This window comes from Sinorhizobium prairiense, from assembly GCF_029201645.2.
In the GTDB taxonomy this organism is placed as follows: Bacteria; Pseudomonadota; Alphaproteobacteria; order Rhizobiales; family Rhizobiaceae; genus Sinorhizobium; species Sinorhizobium meliloti_A.
Genome location: NZ_CP104131.1, coordinates 111,754 through 125,214, shown reverse-complemented (window position 1 = coordinate 125,214; position 13,461 = coordinate 111,754). Strand labels below are relative to the sequence as shown.

Genomic DNA, 13,461 nt, shown 5'->3' with positions numbered 1-13,461 from the left:
TCCTTTCCGGACATAGCGGGAATGCGGGCGAACACGCACGCATCCTGTTCAGACTCGGAGAAATCGATCAAGCCGTTACCCGCAGCGGGCCGGTCGACTGGCGGATGCGCATTTCCGGCTTGATCAGATGGATGCCGTCCGGTTCATGGCTGCCGGAAAGCTTGTCGAGGAGCGCGCGCGCAGCGCTGCGGCCCACCTCCGCCTGGCCGTTCCAGACGGTCGTCAGCGCCGGCGTCGCGATCGACGCTTCCTCGAGGTCGTCGTAGCCGGTGACCGAGATGTCGACCCCTGGCACGAGGCCGGCGCGGGCAATGCCGTTCATCATCCCGATGGCGACCAGATCGTTCCAGCAGACGACCGCGGTCGGCTTCTGCGGCAGTGAGAGGAGATGCACGGCGGCCTCGAACCCGCCCTGCTTGGAGCGCGGCCCCGGGATGCGCAGGTCCGGATCGACCTCGATATTCGCCTTGCGAAGCGCATTGACGTAGCCCTGATAGCGGTCGCGGCCGGTGGAGGTCTGGTCGGTTCCCCCGACCATCGCGACGCAGCGATGGCCGAGCCCGATGAGGTGATTGGTCGCGAGCGAAATGCCATAGGCGTCGTCGCCGCGGAAGATCGGGACGTCGAGCCCCACGATCGATCGGGCGATCAGGATCGCCGGCATGCCGTTGTCCTCGGCAAGCTGAATATCCTGCGGCGGCGTGCCGATGGCCGGCGACATGATGACGCCGTCGCCGCCGAGCTGCAGCAGCGTCTCGATGAAATCCCGCTGCTTTTCGACGGAATCGTAGTGGTTGGACAGAATGAAGGTTTGCTTGTCGCGATCGAGCTCAGCCTCGATCGCTTTGAGGATCTCACCGTAGAACGGGTTCATGATGTCGTGCACGACGACACCGATGATGCCCGAGCGCGACGTCCTGAGACTTGCGGCACGGCGGTTGTAGATATAGCCGAGTGCGCGCGCCTGCTCCTTGATCTTGTCGCGGGTGACCGCCGCCACCAGCGGGCTGTCGCGCAATGCCAGGGATACCGTCGCCGTCGAAAGGCCGAGTGTTTCCGCGATTGTCGAAAGCTTGACCTTTTGCGCCACCATATCCCCCGTTGCAGTCGCTGCCGTCAGCCAGTTTAAATTCCTTTAAACTGTTTAAAATATCGCTGCAATCGGGAAGTTCAAGCCGCCCGGTTCTCACACCGCGGCTCAATCCGCAGCTCTGGCGGCCTGCAGATTGCTGTCGACAGCGCGCAGGAGCTTCATGAGAGTGCGTACCTGCTTGTCGGTCAAACCGCGTGTTGCGAGCTTCTCGGAGTGCTGGCCCGCTTCCGCGATGATCTGCAGGCGATCACGGCCGAGCTCTGTCAGATAGACCTTGGTCAGCCGGGCATCGTCCCTGTCCGGCCGGCGTTCGAGGAAGCCTTGCGCTTCCATGCGGCCGATCGTGCGCGTCATCGTCGGTGCCTTGACCCCGAGCTTGCCCGCCAGCGCCCCGGCCGTGAGCCCGTCGGTTTCGGCAAGGGCGAGCATGACGCCGTCCTGCCCGGCATAAAGGCCGCTCGCGACGAGGTTGCGAGAGAGTACGGTGCGCATCGAGCGGGCCGCCTGGACGAGAACCGACGCCAGATCGTGATCGTTCGCCTCGGCGACGATCTCGTCCTTCTTCTTGCCGTTCTTGCCCTTCCTTTCGGCTTTGCTCTTCTTGCCCATTGGACCTCCCGCCGAATCCCCTACACTACACTTATAGCAATAAGGCTTGAGTTTACGAACTGTATGACTCAAATAACGATTTTACGACAAACCACGCCGAGGTCCGAGTAGAAATGTCGCTGCCGAAGCCCCGATGGACCGACAATTCCGCCGCACTCGAACCTGTCGAGCGGCGGGACTGGATCGCGGTGCTCCCGCTCGGCGCACATGAACAGCACGGGCCGCATCTCCCATTCGAAACGGACCGGCTGATTGCGGCGGGCATCGTCGAACGCGTTATCGCCGCACTCCCCAAGCCCTGCCCGTGACCTTCCTGCCTGTCGAACCGGTCGGCTATTCGATCGAACACATGGACGTGCCCGGCACCCGAACGCTCGCCTATGACGAGGCGGTCGAACGTTGGCTCGGCATCGCCGAGGACCTCGCCGGACTCGGCATCCGCAAATTCGTGATGCTGAACGCACATGGCGGCAATTCGCCCCTGATGACCATCGTAGCGACGGAGGCGCGGATACGCTTCGGGATGCTCGCCGTGGCGACGAGCTGGACACGCTTCGGACAGCCGGACGGCTGGATCGGCGCCGAGGACAAGGCAGTCGACATCCATGGCGGCGATATCGAGACCTCGGTCATGCTGGCGCTCCATCCGGACAAGGTGGACATGGCGAAGACGCGCGACTTCCCCTCGCGCCAGAGCGAGTTCGCGCGTTCTTTCAAGCATTTGCGCGCCTACGGCCCGCACGCCTTCGGCTGGAAGATGTCGGATCTGAGCCCGGACGGCGTCGCCGGCAATGCCGCCGCCGCCACCGCCGAGCGCGGCGAAGCGCTGCTTGCGCATGCTGCGAAAGGCATCATCGAACTGCTCGAGGATGTGAACGCCTTCGATGCCGGCGAGCTCGACTGATTTTTTCTTTCGCGTCGATCGCGACACAGGTCTGTATTTGCGCATCGCCACCTCATCTCTTATATGAGAACCCAGCCATCGATGCCCGCGGCGCATCGCCAACCCTCGAGGTTCCCATGACCGAAACATCCGCGCTGAAGCCGATCCCCGTCACCGTGCTCACGGGCTATCTCGGCTCCGGCAAGACGACGCTTCTGAACCGCATCCTCAGCGAGAATCATGGCCGCAAATATGCGGTCATCGTCAACGAATTCGGCGAGATCGGCATCGATAACGACCTGATCGTCGAGTCCGACGAGGAAATCTACGAGATGAACAACGGCTGCGTCTGCTGCACCGTTCGAGGCGACTTGATCCGGGTCGTCGAAGGACTGATGCGCCGTCCCGGGCGCTTCGACGCGATCATCGTCGAGACCACCGGCCTTGCCGACCCGGTGCCGGTCGCGCAGACCTTCTTCATGGATGACGACGTTCGCGCCAAGACGGAACTGGACGCGGTCGTGGCGCTCGTCGACGCCAAGCACCTGCCGCTGCGTCTGAAGGACAGCCGCGAGGCCGAGGACCAGATCGCCTTCGCCGATGTGGTGCTTCTCAACAAGACCGACCTCGTGACGCCGGAGGAACTGGAGCGCGTCGAGGCAACCGTGCGCGTCATCAATCCGTCCGCCCGCATCTATCGCACGCAGCGCTCCGAGATCGACCTCGGAAAGGTGCTCGACCAGGGTGCCTTCAATCTCGACAGGGCGCTCGAAAACGATCCCCACTTCCTCGATCAGGACGATCACGACCACGTCTGCGGTCCCGATTGCGACCACGATCATCACCATCATGATCACCACCATCACGATCATGACCATGAGCATGATCACGACCACCATCACCATCACGACGGCCCCTCGCCGATCCATGACGTGACGGTGCAGTCGATTTCGCTGCGCGGGGGCGAAATGAATCCGGATCGCTTCTTCCCCTGGATCCAGAAGATCACCCAGACCGACGGTCCGAACATCCTGCGCCTCAAGGGCATCATCGCCTTCGCCGGCGACGCGGAGCGTTATGTCGTCCAGGGCGTTCACATGATCATCGAAGGCGATCACCAGCGCCCGTGGAAAGACGGCGAGAAGCGCGAAAGCAGGCTCGTCTTCATCGGTCGCGATCTCGATCGCGAGAAGATCGAGCGCACCTTCAAGGCGTGCGAAGTCCCGGCATGATCCCGGATAAGTCCATGCTGAAAACAGAAAGTCCGTCAAACTGATGCCGACCGTCGCTCCGCTCGATCTCGAAGGTCACGTCGTTGGCGTGGCTTTCCTCAAGGATGTTCCCTTCTTCGCCGGGGCCGCCGGCACGATCCACCGGCTCGATCACGGCCACAAGACGACCGAAGCACATGACGGGCTGCTGTCCCTCGTTGTCGACGAGGCGAACGACACGCTGCTGACCGGCGGCGAAGACGGCAAGGTAATGCGCATTTCGGCAGACGGGACGGCGAGCCTCGTTGCCGACACGGGTCGCAAATGGATCTCGCAAGTTGCGGCGGGACCGCAGGGTGCGGTCGCTTACGCCTACGGCAAGACGACGCATGTCCGCCTTTCCGACGGTACCACCAGGGACTTTCCCGAGCAGCGGACCGTCGAAGGCATCGCCTTCGCACCCAAGGGCCTGAGGATCGCCTCCGCGCGCTACAACGGCGTCTCGCTGCACTGGGTGGCCATGGCAGGCCAGCCGGTCGATCTCGAATGGAAGGGCGCCCACACCGCCGTCACCTTCTCTCCCGACGGACGCTTCGTCGTCACCGCAATGCAGGAAAATGCGCTGCATGGCTGGAAGCTCGACGCGAAGCCCGGCGCCGAGGCGCGCCACATGCGCATGACCGGCTATCCGGCCAAGGTGAAGTCGCTTTCCTGGTCAGCGAAGGGCAAGTGGCTCGCATCGTCCGGGGCGCCGGCGGCGATCGTCTGGCCATTTCAGGGCAAGGACGGGCCGATGGGCAAGGCGCCGCTCGAGCTCGGCACCCGCGCCAACATCATGGTGACGACGGTCGCCTGCCACCCGGCGGACGATATCGTCGCCATCGGCTATGAGGACGGCATGATCCTTGCCGCCCGCTTCGCGGACAGCAAGGAAGTCCTGTTGCGTCGCCCGGGCAATGGCGCGATCACCGCCATGGCCTGGAACAAGAGCGGCCGCCAACTCGCTTTTGGATCGGCGGCGGGCGATTGCGGTGTGGTGGATATCGCCGGGTAGCGGGGGTGAATGCATGCCCCCGCTGCGGCGAAAGGCGGGGTAGCCGGATGGGGCCGGCTCCGCCTGTTCTCACCATTCCAGTTCCAGATGCGGCCGCCCGTCCGATGTCGTCTCGACGGTCCGCCCGCTCTCATCGATGGTGGCGGTGACCCGCTGGCGGAAGGCGGAGAAGCTCTCGAACGTGACGACGTCGACAGGCTCGTCGAACTTGAACGTCAGACGATAACGTCCCGGCTTCGCACCGATCGCCTGGGCCGAGAGGACTTCCGCTTCGAAAGGCTGGCCGAGGTAACGGCCTTTGACCCGCGCCCCGAGCATCCATGGATTGAAAGCAGGTCGGTTGCCGACAGCCGCGTGCAGCGTGTTCCAATCGCGATAGCCATACTGGGCCGCGATCAGCTCGAGCGACTTGGAGTGGGTGACTTCGTCACCCTCCGACACAAGCCGCGATCTCAGGCGTCTGGCCTGGTCCTTCAGCGCATCGAGCGAGGGAAGGCTTCGTAATTCATGCGTCATGACAGGGTCTCCTGTTACGGCATGCATTTCCGGGATGGGTGTCCGCATTGCCATCGGTAGCATGCCGCGCGGCATGACCGTGTCGAAAAGAGAGACTTTCACCGAAGCTTGACGCTCGCGGACGGCAGGGGCCCTCGCCCGGCGCCTGAAATAGGGGAAACGACGCAGGCTGTCAAACGCGCGGGGCCGCCGGCGATGCCACTTGCACGCAAGCGACCGCCATGGGACGACTTGGCGTCGCCAAGAGCGGATGAGGAAAAGTGATCCAGGGAGCACATCATGAGCGAAGTCACCATTCTCGCATTCGCGCTTGTCGCCTTCATCGGCATTGCAACGCCTGGACCGACCGTGCTTCTCGCCCTCACCAATGGTTCGCGTTATGGCGTGAAACGGGCAACGGCAGGAATGATCGGCGCGATGCTCTCGGATTTCGTGCTGATCGGCGCGGTCGCACTCGGGCTCGGCGCACTGCTCGCAGCGTCGGAATTCTGGTTCTCCGTGATCAAATGGCTGGGCGCCGCCTATCTCGCCTATCTCGGCGTGATGCTGATTCGATCGCGCGGGACGCTGGAACTCCCGTCGCAAGCATCGCAGGCCATGGATGCCGGGGCAACGCGCTCCATCTTCGCCAAGAGCCTCCTCGTCGCCGTCACCAATCCCAAGGGCTATCTGTTCTTTTCGGCCTTTCTGCCGCAATTCATCGATCCCGCCCTGCCACAGGCGCCGCAATACGCCATGCTGGCCATCGTCTTCGCGTCGATCGATTTCATGGTGATGTTCGGTTATGCCCTGCTCGGGTCGCAGGCGATACGCTTCATGAGGCGCTCCGGCGCGATCTGGCTCGACCGCGTCTGCGGCGGCGCACTGCTGGCGCTCGCCGGATCTCTGGCGCTCTATCGCCACGCCGCGAATTAGAAGGCTTCGGCACATCGTGTGGCATGGTCATTCGAAGGGAGGGGCCATGCTTTAGAGCATTTCAACGTTTCATAGAAACACTGAACCGTTTGGTCCAACGGAAAACCGTTATACACTTTTCCTGGAAGTGCTCTAAAGCGGCACAGCGCTCCCGCCGCGACGGGCGGCAGGAGCGCTGCTGATAATCCACCTCCGCAGGGTGGGAGGCGGAAGAAATTCAGGCCGCGCGGCGAAGCGGCGGCAAAGCGAGTTTCCGGCCGCTGGGAACCAGCATCCCGGCAGCACCGTCGAGCCAGCCTTCCTTGAGTTCGAGCGCCAGGAAGCGGTTGCGTTCGAAAGGACCGGGCATCACGAGATGCTGCGCGCGCTGCGCGAAGAAGCCGAAACGTTCGTAATAGGCGGCGTCGCCGACGAGCAGGACAGCGCCATGGCCGCGGTTCTTGGCTTCTTGGATCGCCGCGCGCATCAGCATGCCGCCGATACCTTTGCCCTCATGCGCCGGATCGACCGCAAGCGGGCCGAGCAGCAGCGCCGGCACCGCCTGGCCCTCGCGGTTGACGCCGGCCTCGACGTTCCAGAGGCGCACGGTGCCGATGACGTGACCGTCCGCATCCCGCGCGACAAGGGCAAGGCCCTCGGCAGGCACGCGGCCGCGGCGCAGCTTCTCCGACGATTTCCTGCGGCGACCCGCGCCCATGGCACGGTCGAGCAGGTTCTCGCGCGCAACGACATCGCCCGGGTTTTCCGAGTCGATTATAAAGGTGGTTGGCGCGAAGAACGCGCGCAGGGAATCAACAACAGCGGCCATCTGGACCTCCCGTCATCAAAACCGCTTCAGGCGGACCGGACATGAATTGTGAAAGCCGCTCCCGCTTGAGCGGGAGCGAGCAGGATCAGATGACATAGGCCTTCAGAGGCTCGAAGCCGTTGAAGGCGACGGCCGAGTAGGTCGTCGTGTAGGCGCCCGTGCCTTCGATCAGAACCTCGTCGCCGATCGTCAGCGAGATCGGCAGCGGATACATGTTCTTCTCGTAGAGCACGTCGGCCGAGTCGCAGGTCGGGCCGGCGAGCACGCAGGGTTCCATCGCATCGGCATCGCGGGCCGTACGGATCGGATAGCGGATCGCCTCGTCCATCGTCTCGGCGAGACCGCCGAACTTGCCGATGTCGAGGAAGACCCAACGGTGGCTGTCGTTGTCCGACTTCTTCGACACGAGAACGACTTCCGCCTTGATCACGCCGGCATTTCCCACCATGCCGCGGCCCGGCTCGATGATCGTCTCCGGAATGTTGTTGCCGAAGTGCTTCTTCAGCGCGCCGAAGATCGCCTGGCCATAGGCTTCGGCCGACGGAACGTCCCTGAGGTACTTCGTCGGGAAGCCGCCGCCCATGTTGACCATCTTGAGCTCGATGCCCTGCTTGGCAAGCTGGACGAAGACACGCTTGGCATCGGCAAGAGCCGCATCCCATGCATCGAGCTTCGTCATCTGCGAGCCGACATGGAACGAGACGCCGTAGGAAACGAGCCCGAGCTGGTGCGCATAGACGAGCACGTCGACCGCCATCTGCGGCACGCAGCCGAACTTGCGCGACAGCGGCCATTCGGCGCCTTCGCCATCGGTGAGCACGCGGCAGAAGACACGGGCACCGGGAGCGGCGCGCGCGATCTTCTCGACCTCTTCGTGGCTGTCCACCGCAAAGAGGCTGATGCCCAGCGCATGGGCGCGCGCAACGTCCCGCTCCTTCTTGATGGTGTTGCCATAGGAGATGCGGTTCGGCGTCGCGCCTGCATCGAGCGCCATTTCGATTTCGGCGACCGACGCGCAATCGAAGTTGGAGCCGAGGCCGGCGAGAAGGCGCAGGACTTCCGGCGCCGGATTTGCCTTCACGGCATAGTAGATCGCGCTGTCGGGCAGCGCATGACGGAAGGCCTTGAAATTGTCGCGCACGACGTCGAGGTCGACAACGAGGCAAGGACCTTCGGGTCGTCGGGTGTTGAGGAAGTCGATGATACGTGCGGTGGTCATGGCCATATTCCCCGATCCATTAGACTCCACATTTGTGGAGGACAAAGGGCATACGCACGCCTGCACTGGAACCAGCCGGTGGAGACCCCGGAACCATGCATGCGCTCGATGCGCGAATGTGAATCAAAGCCCGCAAAGGCTAGGATTCGGCTTTGTCTGCCATGGATTGGAGGGAATAACCCAACCGCACTTCCGGCAATGAAGGTGTGCCTCTTCAGTAACCCCGGCTGTTGGAAAGCCGGCAGACACCAGAAAGGCCCGCACCGTCGTTGCTTCAAGATGTCCTCGCATTTCCCGGTTGGCCGGAATAGCGACTGGAGGGGTTAGTTCCAGGTACCTTACCGATAACCTCACCTAATCGAGGGTCGGCGGACACCCACAGGCACGTGCGACTTTGGGCAAGGCGTAGGTAAGAAAAATCATCGTCGTAATCAAGAGGTTTTTCCATCTCGCCGCTAATTTTTTCTGGACCGGGCAACGGCGCCAGTGTTCACTTTGGCTGAACGATCGCAGCAGGCCGTGCGTGCGTGCGGGAACCGAGACCCGCCTACCCAAGCGCGTTTTCGCCTGCACGCCAGAGAAAGACGAACCATGGATACCTTGACCCGCATCCGCGCCTTCATCGATGTCGTGGACGCGGAAGGCTTTTCGGCCGCGGCCCGGCGCATCGGCAAATCCAAGGCGCTGCTGTCGAAATATGTGCGTGAACTCGAGGACGAGCTCGGCGCGCTGCTGTTGAACCGCACGACGCGCCAGTTCTCGCTGACCGAGGCCGGCCACACCTATTATCGCAGCGCATCGGAAATCCTGAAGGAGATCGACAACCTCGCCGATCTCGTGCGTGCCAACAATTCCGACCTCAAGGGCCGATTGCGAATCACCGTGCCGAGGACTTTCGTCGATGCGGATATCGGCCAGTCCCTGATCGACTTCGGCAAGGAGCATCCCGAACTGTCGCTCGACATCGTCTCGGACGACCGGTTCATCGACCTCGTCGAGGAAGGATTCGACGTCGCCATCCGAATCACCCGGCTCGAGGACTCGACGCTGATCGCCCGCAAGCTCGACGACTTCCAGGTGCTGGTCTGCGCCTCGCCGGATTTCATGGCCAAGGCCGGCGCCCTTGCGCATCCGAGCGAACTTTCCAAGCTGCCGTGCATCCTCGACACCAACGGCCGATCCTATTCGAGCTGGCGTTTCGTCGAAAAGGACGGTTCGCCATTCACCGTGCCGGTCAGCGGGCAGATCGAGGTCAACAGTCCACTTGCCGCGGCGCGGGCCGCGGTGAGCGGCATCGGAGTGGCGGTCCTTCCCGATTTCATCGCCCGGCCGAAGATCGCTTCCGGCGAGCTCGTGACGTTCTTCGACGATTTCCTGCCCAAGGATCGCGGCATCTACGCCATCTATCCGCATCGTCGTTACCTCCCGACCAAGGTTCGCACCTTCGTCGACTTCCTCCACAGCTGGTTCCGCAGCACGCGCTGATGCGACTGCGATCCTTCCTCACGCGTTGGAACGACGCGCTGCAAGTCCCAATTCCGTCTCATTTACGGTACATTCGGGGACGATTCGCGCGGCCCCGGCCGAAAGGATTCCCATTCCCATGAAAATACAAAGCCTCGTCATGGCCGGCCTTGCGACGCTCCTCGCGCCCACGCTCGCCTTCGCCCACCCGCATATATTCGCGGAAGCCCGCCTCGAGATCGTCTCGGACGACACGGGCGGGATCGGCGAGTTGAGGAATGTCTGGCGGTTCGACGAGCTGTTTTCGGCAAGCGTCGTTCTCGACTTCGACAAGAACGCGAACGCCACGCTCGACCCGGATGAACTGAAGGAAGTCGGCCAGACGGTGCTCGAGTCGCTGGCGGAGTACAACTATTACACGTCGATTTCCGACAACGGCAAATCCGTGAAGGTCAGCAGACCCGACAGCATCACCGTCGATTACAAGGATAACCAGCTCCTGATGATGTTTGCGGTCAAGCCTGCCGAGACCATGCCGCTTAAGGGCAAGCTTTCCTTCGGCGTCTACGACCCGACCATGTATACCGCCATGGATTTCCCCACCGACGAGGACCTCTCCGTCGTCGGCGAAAGATCGAGGCCTGCCAGCATCAGGTGGTGCGGCCCGATCCCGACGAAGTGCTGGCGGAGAACAAGGACACGCTGACCGACGCCTTCTGGAACGATCCGACCGGGACCGACACGTCGAAGCTTTTTGCAACCAGGATCGAGATCACATGCTGAATGCCCGCGACGCCGGCCGCCTGATAGCGGCCGCCTTCCTGTTGACGGTCTTTTCCGCAACCGTCGCCGCCGCACAGTCGCCTCTCGGCATCGGCACGGCCGAGCCCTCCATCCGGACGACAGGCTTTCTTGGCGGTTTCTTTTCCTGGGTGAACATGGAGCAGCAGGGCTTCTACCGAATGCTGACCGACGCGCTCAAGGACATGCGCGAGAACCCGTGGCAGCTCTGGTCCTTGATCGGCCTTTCCTTCACCTACGGTGTCTTCCACGCCGTCGGTCCGGGCCACGGCAAGGCAGTCATCTCCTCCTACATGATCGCCAATGAGACGGAACTGAAGAGGGGCGTGCTGCTTTCCTTCCTCTCCTCGATCCTGCAGGGCGTCGTTGCCATCCTCCTGATCGGCGCCGTCTATCTCGTGCTGCGCGGCTCCTCGATCAGCATGACGAACGCCACCCGTGCACTCGAAATCGCGAGCTATGCGCTGATCGCTGCCTTCGGCGGTTGGCTGGTCTTCCGCAAGCTGCGATCGATGCTGCGTCCGGCCCCTGCCCCTGCCACGATGCATGCCGATGACGTTCATGGCCACAGCCACGAGCATCATCATCATCATCATCATCACGATCACCACCACGCGCATGGGCCTGGCGAGGTCTGCGCCACCTGCGGCCACGCCCACGCACCCGATCCGGCGCTCCTGAAGGGCGACCGCTTCGCGCTCAGCGAAGCCTGGTCGGCGATTGTCGCAGTCGGCTTGCGGCCTTGCTCCGGCGCACTGATCGTGCTGTCCTTCGCCCTCCTGAACGGGCTCTATCTCGGCGGCGTGCTTTCGGTCTTCGCCATGTCGATCGGTACGGCAATCACCGTTTCGATCCTGGCGACCATGGCCGTCACGGCCAAGGGCATTGCCGTGCGCTATGCCTCCAGCGATTCGGCTGCGGCGCGTATCTCGAACGCCATCGAGATCGCCGGTGCCTTGCTTGTCCTGCTGCTCGGGCTGGTGCTTCTGGGCGCGTCACTGCAGAGCTGAGGCGCGCCGTCAGCGCATGCGGGCGCGTCGATCGCGAGAATTACAGTCCCTTCCGGCGCTGATGGCGGGCGCGCAGCCAGAAGATCAGGAAGAAGCCTATCACGAATAGGCAGCCGACCGCGGCCGCAAGCCATGGGGATATGTCGCCGAGCCTCACCATGATCGACGGCAACGCGAAGAAGCCGATCCCGACCACCAGCAGAATGATGGCTGCCGCGACGGCGGGCGATTTCTCCTTCTCGGGCGTGCTCACCTTCGCTCCTCCCCAGCGCCAAGCGTTGCGCGGATATCCTCGAGGCGCTGCTTCTGGCGCCCATCGCGATCGAAATTGTCGGGCGAAAGCCAGTGCTCGAAAGCGGCCTTGATGAGCGGCCATTCGCGATCGATCATCGAGAACCAGGCCGTATCGCGATTGGCGCGCTTCGAAACCATGTGCTGACGGAAAATGCCCTCGAAGGTGAAGCCGAGGCGCGTCGCAGTGGTGCGGCTCGCCTGATTTTCGCTGTGGCACTTCCATTCGTAACGCCTATAGCCGAGGTCCTCGAACACGTGCCTCGCCATGAGATAGTGCGCTTCCGTCGAAAGCGGCGACCGCGCCATGGCGGCCCCGTGCGCGACGCCGCCGACCTCGACGACGCCGTTGGCGGGATCGGCGCGCATGTAGTTTGCCATGCCGACGACCTTGCCGCTCGCCTGTTCGCGAAAGACTTCGGTCACCCAGCCCGACTTCTGCTGGACCGCGGAAAGCCAGGCGTCGAAATCCTCTATGCCCGAAAAATCGTCCTGGGAGAAATATCTGAGCAGAGGGTTGATGGCCATGCCGCCGAAGGCATCGTTCCAGAGAGCATTCAGATGCTTCGTCCGGTCATAGGGCTCCACGATAACGTATCGTCCCTCGATGAGCACCGGTTTCGGCGCCGGGCATCCCTTCCAGTCGGCAAGGTCACGCATCAACTGCTCCCGCGTTTGCATTCGTGTTTGGCAATAGGACAGACGCGGGGCGGTGACAAATTCAAACTCGTGATGCGACCCATGAGCGGAACGGATCGGCGCCCGCCCTTGAATCCGTTCAAGCCGGAATCTTTGCCGCAGAAACCGTCGCCTCTATGTGGTCGACGAGCGCATCGGCCAGGCCGAGCCGTCCGGCAAGCAGGTCGAGATAGCCGCGCTCGGCCCGGCCGTCCGGCTCGATCGCGAGACGGGATGCCGTATAGATCTCCACCCGCTCCTCCTCCGTCTTCCCGGCGGAGATGATGGCGTCGAGATCGATCGGATTGACGAGTTCCGCCTCCAGGAAGGCCGCCGCATCCGCTGAAAGTCCCGAAACGGACAGCTTGTCCATGATGCGGCCGCGCTCGGCGCCGTCGATATGGCCATCCGCGCGCGCAGCGGCGATCATGGCGCGCACCAGCACGAGCGCGAAGTCGTCGCTCAGCGCTTCGGGCGCGGCGAAGCCGGAGTCGGCGGGAGGCGCGGGCAACTGGGCCGGTGCGCGTGGTGCGGGCTCGGCCACCGGCTCCTTGCCGGACTGGTAGTTCTTGTAGGCCTGGTAGCCAAGGCCGGCGATGGCGGCGAGTCCGCCGAGGACGGCGGCATTTCCGGCCAGCTTGCGTCCGGATTTCGTGCCGAGCAGAACCGCGGCGATCGCGCCGGTGGCAAGCGGATTGTCCTTCGCGACTTTGGTCACCTGATCCGCCCGGCCGCGGACAGACCCTCCGGCGCCGGGCACCTGCGATCCCAGGAACTGATCCAGCAATTTCTTCGCGTCGAACATCAGGCTTGCTCCTTTTCGGTCCATGCGGTGGCGAGCATGAACGCCCCACCCCGCTCCGTCGTTGGCCGATTGAGACATAGGAACGTTGCCGCGGAAATACAAAC

13 protein-coding genes and 2 pseudogenes are annotated in these 13,461 nt (G+C 63.0%); 7 read left to right on the top strand and 8 right to left on the bottom strand.

The window, feature by feature from the left end; all coding sequences use genetic code 11:
* Nucleotides 1–67: 67 nt before the first annotated feature.
* Nucleotides 68–1,090: a LacI family DNA-binding transcriptional regulator gene (locus N0Q91_RS03275; protein ID WP_275597323.1), complete on the bottom strand. Its 1,023-nt coding sequence runs from the start codon at nucleotides 1,088–1,090 to the stop codon at nucleotides 68–70.
* A gap of 108 nt (nucleotides 1,091–1,198) precedes the next feature.
* Nucleotides 1,199–1,702, bottom strand: a complete 504-nt coding sequence (locus N0Q91_RS03270; protein ID WP_003528917.1) for a MarR family winged helix-turn-helix transcriptional regulator — start codon at nucleotides 1,700–1,702, stop codon at nucleotides 1,199–1,201.
* Between the two features lie 113 nt (nucleotides 1,703–1,815).
* Here N0Q91_RS03270 and N0Q91_RS03265 point away from each other — a divergent pair.
* From N0Q91_RS03265 to N0Q91_RS03255, 3 genes and pseudogenes are all read left to right on the top strand, one after another.
* Nucleotides 1,816–2,606 (top strand): annotated as a pseudogene (locus tag N0Q91_RS03265) (creatininase family protein).
* A gap of 116 nt (nucleotides 2,607–2,722) precedes the next feature.
* The gene (locus N0Q91_RS03260; protein WP_100672891.1) at nucleotides 2,723–3,817 is read left to right on the top strand and encodes a CobW family GTP-binding protein; all 1,095 of its coding nucleotides are present in this window, start codon (nucleotides 2,723–2,725) and stop codon (nucleotides 3,815–3,817) included.
* A gap of 43 nt (nucleotides 3,818–3,860) precedes the next feature.
* Complete coding sequence (locus N0Q91_RS03255) at nucleotides 3,861–4,850, top strand: WD40 repeat domain-containing protein (protein ID WP_018096713.1); 990 nt, start codon at nucleotides 3,861–3,863, stop codon at nucleotides 4,848–4,850.
* 69 nt (nucleotides 4,851–4,919) lie between these two features.
* Here the strand turns inward: N0Q91_RS03255 and N0Q91_RS03250 are convergent, their stop codons facing one another.
* Complete coding sequence (locus tag N0Q91_RS03250) at nucleotides 4,920–5,366, bottom strand: glyoxalase superfamily protein (RefSeq protein ID WP_100672890.1); 447 nt, start codon at nucleotides 5,364–5,366, stop codon at nucleotides 4,920–4,922.
* 279 nt (nucleotides 5,367–5,645) lie between these two features.
* On the opposite strand from N0Q91_RS03250, the gene N0Q91_RS03245 reads away from it, so the two are divergent.
* On the top strand, nucleotides 5,646–6,281 hold the full coding sequence (locus tag N0Q91_RS03245) for a LysE family translocator (protein ID WP_275597322.1): 636 nt from the start codon (nucleotides 5,646–5,648) through the stop codon (nucleotides 6,279–6,281).
* A gap of 217 nt (nucleotides 6,282–6,498) precedes the next feature.
* Here N0Q91_RS03245 and N0Q91_RS03240 read toward each other — a convergent pair whose 3' ends face one another.
* Both N0Q91_RS03240 and odc2 read right to left on the bottom strand, forming a co-directional pair.
* Entirely contained in the window at nucleotides 6,499–7,089 is a 591-nt protein-coding gene (locus N0Q91_RS03240) for a GNAT family N-acetyltransferase (protein ID WP_100672888.1), read from the bottom strand.
* Nucleotides 7,090–7,174: 85 nt separating this feature from the next.
* A complete protein-coding gene (gene odc2 / locus N0Q91_RS03235) occupies nucleotides 7,175–8,314 on the bottom strand; it encodes an ornithine/lysine decarboxylase (protein WP_234841209.1) in 1,140 nt (379 codons plus the stop codon).
* Between the two features lie 585 nt (nucleotides 8,315–8,899).
* Between odc2 and N0Q91_RS03230 the strand changes: the two genes are divergently transcribed.
* The 3 genes and pseudogenes from N0Q91_RS03230 to N0Q91_RS03220 all read left to right on the top strand — a co-directional run bounded on the left by N0Q91_RS03230 (nucleotide 8,900) and on the right by N0Q91_RS03220 (nucleotide 11,583).
* The gene (locus N0Q91_RS03230; protein ID WP_100672886.1) at nucleotides 8,900–9,793 is read left to right on the top strand and encodes a LysR family transcriptional regulator; all 894 of its coding nucleotides are present in this window, start codon (nucleotides 8,900–8,902) and stop codon (nucleotides 9,791–9,793) included.
* Between the two features lie 118 nt (nucleotides 9,794–9,911).
* A pseudogene (locus N0Q91_RS03225) lies at nucleotides 9,912–10,555 on the top strand (DUF1007 family protein).
* Nucleotides 10,549–11,583 carry a nickel/cobalt transporter gene (locus N0Q91_RS03220; RefSeq protein ID WP_275597321.1) on the top strand — a complete coding sequence of 345 codons (1,035 nt, stop codon included), beginning with the start codon at nucleotides 10,549–10,551 and terminating at the stop codon, nucleotides 11,581–11,583. The pseudogene N0Q91_RS03225 and the gene N0Q91_RS03220 overlap by 7 nt, the downstream one beginning before the upstream one ends.
* 40 nt (nucleotides 11,584–11,623) lie before the next feature.
* Here the strand turns inward: N0Q91_RS03220 and N0Q91_RS03215 are convergent, their stop codons facing one another.
* The 3 genes from N0Q91_RS03215 to N0Q91_RS03205 all read right to left on the bottom strand — a co-directional run bounded on the left by N0Q91_RS03215 (nucleotide 11,624) and on the right by N0Q91_RS03205 (nucleotide 13,357).
* Nucleotides 11,624–11,836 carry a hypothetical protein gene (locus N0Q91_RS03215; RefSeq protein WP_018096705.1) on the bottom strand — a complete coding sequence of 71 codons (213 nt, stop codon included), beginning with the start codon at nucleotides 11,834–11,836 and terminating at the stop codon, nucleotides 11,624–11,626.
* Nucleotides 11,833–12,534 (bottom strand): GNAT family N-acetyltransferase, encoded by a 702-nt coding sequence (locus tag N0Q91_RS03210; protein WP_275597320.1) that lies wholly within the window; start codon nucleotides 12,532–12,534, stop codon nucleotides 11,833–11,835. Before N0Q91_RS03210 ends, N0Q91_RS03215 begins: the two co-directional genes overlap by 4 nt.
* Nucleotides 12,535–12,652: 118 nt before the next feature.
* On the bottom strand, nucleotides 12,653–13,357 hold the full coding sequence (locus N0Q91_RS03205) for a tellurite resistance TerB family protein (protein ID WP_275597319.1): 705 nt from the start codon (nucleotides 13,355–13,357) through the stop codon (nucleotides 12,653–12,655).
* Between the last annotated feature and the right edge of the window lie 104 nt (nucleotides 13,358–13,461).

Coding starts and splice junctions, on each gene's coding strand:
- N0Q91_RS03255 (WP_018096713.1), top strand. CDS start 3,861: ATGCCGACCGTCGCTCCGCTCGATCTCGAAGGTCACGTCGTTGGCGTG.
- N0Q91_RS03240 (WP_100672888.1), bottom strand. CDS start 7,089: ATGGCCGCTGTTGTTGATTCCCTGCGCGCGTTCTTCGCGCCAACCACC.
- N0Q91_RS03250 (WP_100672890.1), bottom strand. CDS start 5,366: ATGACGCATGAATTACGAAGCCTTCCCTCGCTCGATGCGCTGAAGGAC.
- N0Q91_RS03210 (WP_275597320.1), bottom strand. CDS start 12,534: ATGCGTGACCTTGCCGACTGGAAGGGATGCCCGGCGCCGAAACCGGTG.
- N0Q91_RS03205 (WP_275597319.1), bottom strand. CDS start 13,357: ATGTTCGACGCGAAGAAATTGCTGGATCAGTTCCTGGGATCGCAGGTG.
- N0Q91_RS03270 (WP_003528917.1), bottom strand. CDS start 1,702: ATGGGCAAGAAGAGCAAAGCCGAAAGGAAGGGCAAGAACGGCAAGAAG.
- N0Q91_RS03245 (WP_275597322.1), top strand. CDS start 5,646: ATGAGCGAAGTCACCATTCTCGCATTCGCGCTTGTCGCCTTCATCGGC.
- N0Q91_RS03230 (WP_100672886.1), top strand. CDS start 8,900: ATGGATACCTTGACCCGCATCCGCGCCTTCATCGATGTCGTGGACGCG.
- odc2 (WP_234841209.1), bottom strand. CDS start 8,314: ATGGCCATGACCACCGCACGTATCATCGACTTCCTCAACACCCGACGA.
- N0Q91_RS03260 (WP_100672891.1), top strand. CDS start 2,723: ATGACCGAAACATCCGCGCTGAAGCCGATCCCCGTCACCGTGCTCACG.
- N0Q91_RS03220 (WP_275597321.1), top strand. CDS start 10,549: ATGCTGAATGCCCGCGACGCCGGCCGCCTGATAGCGGCCGCCTTCCTG.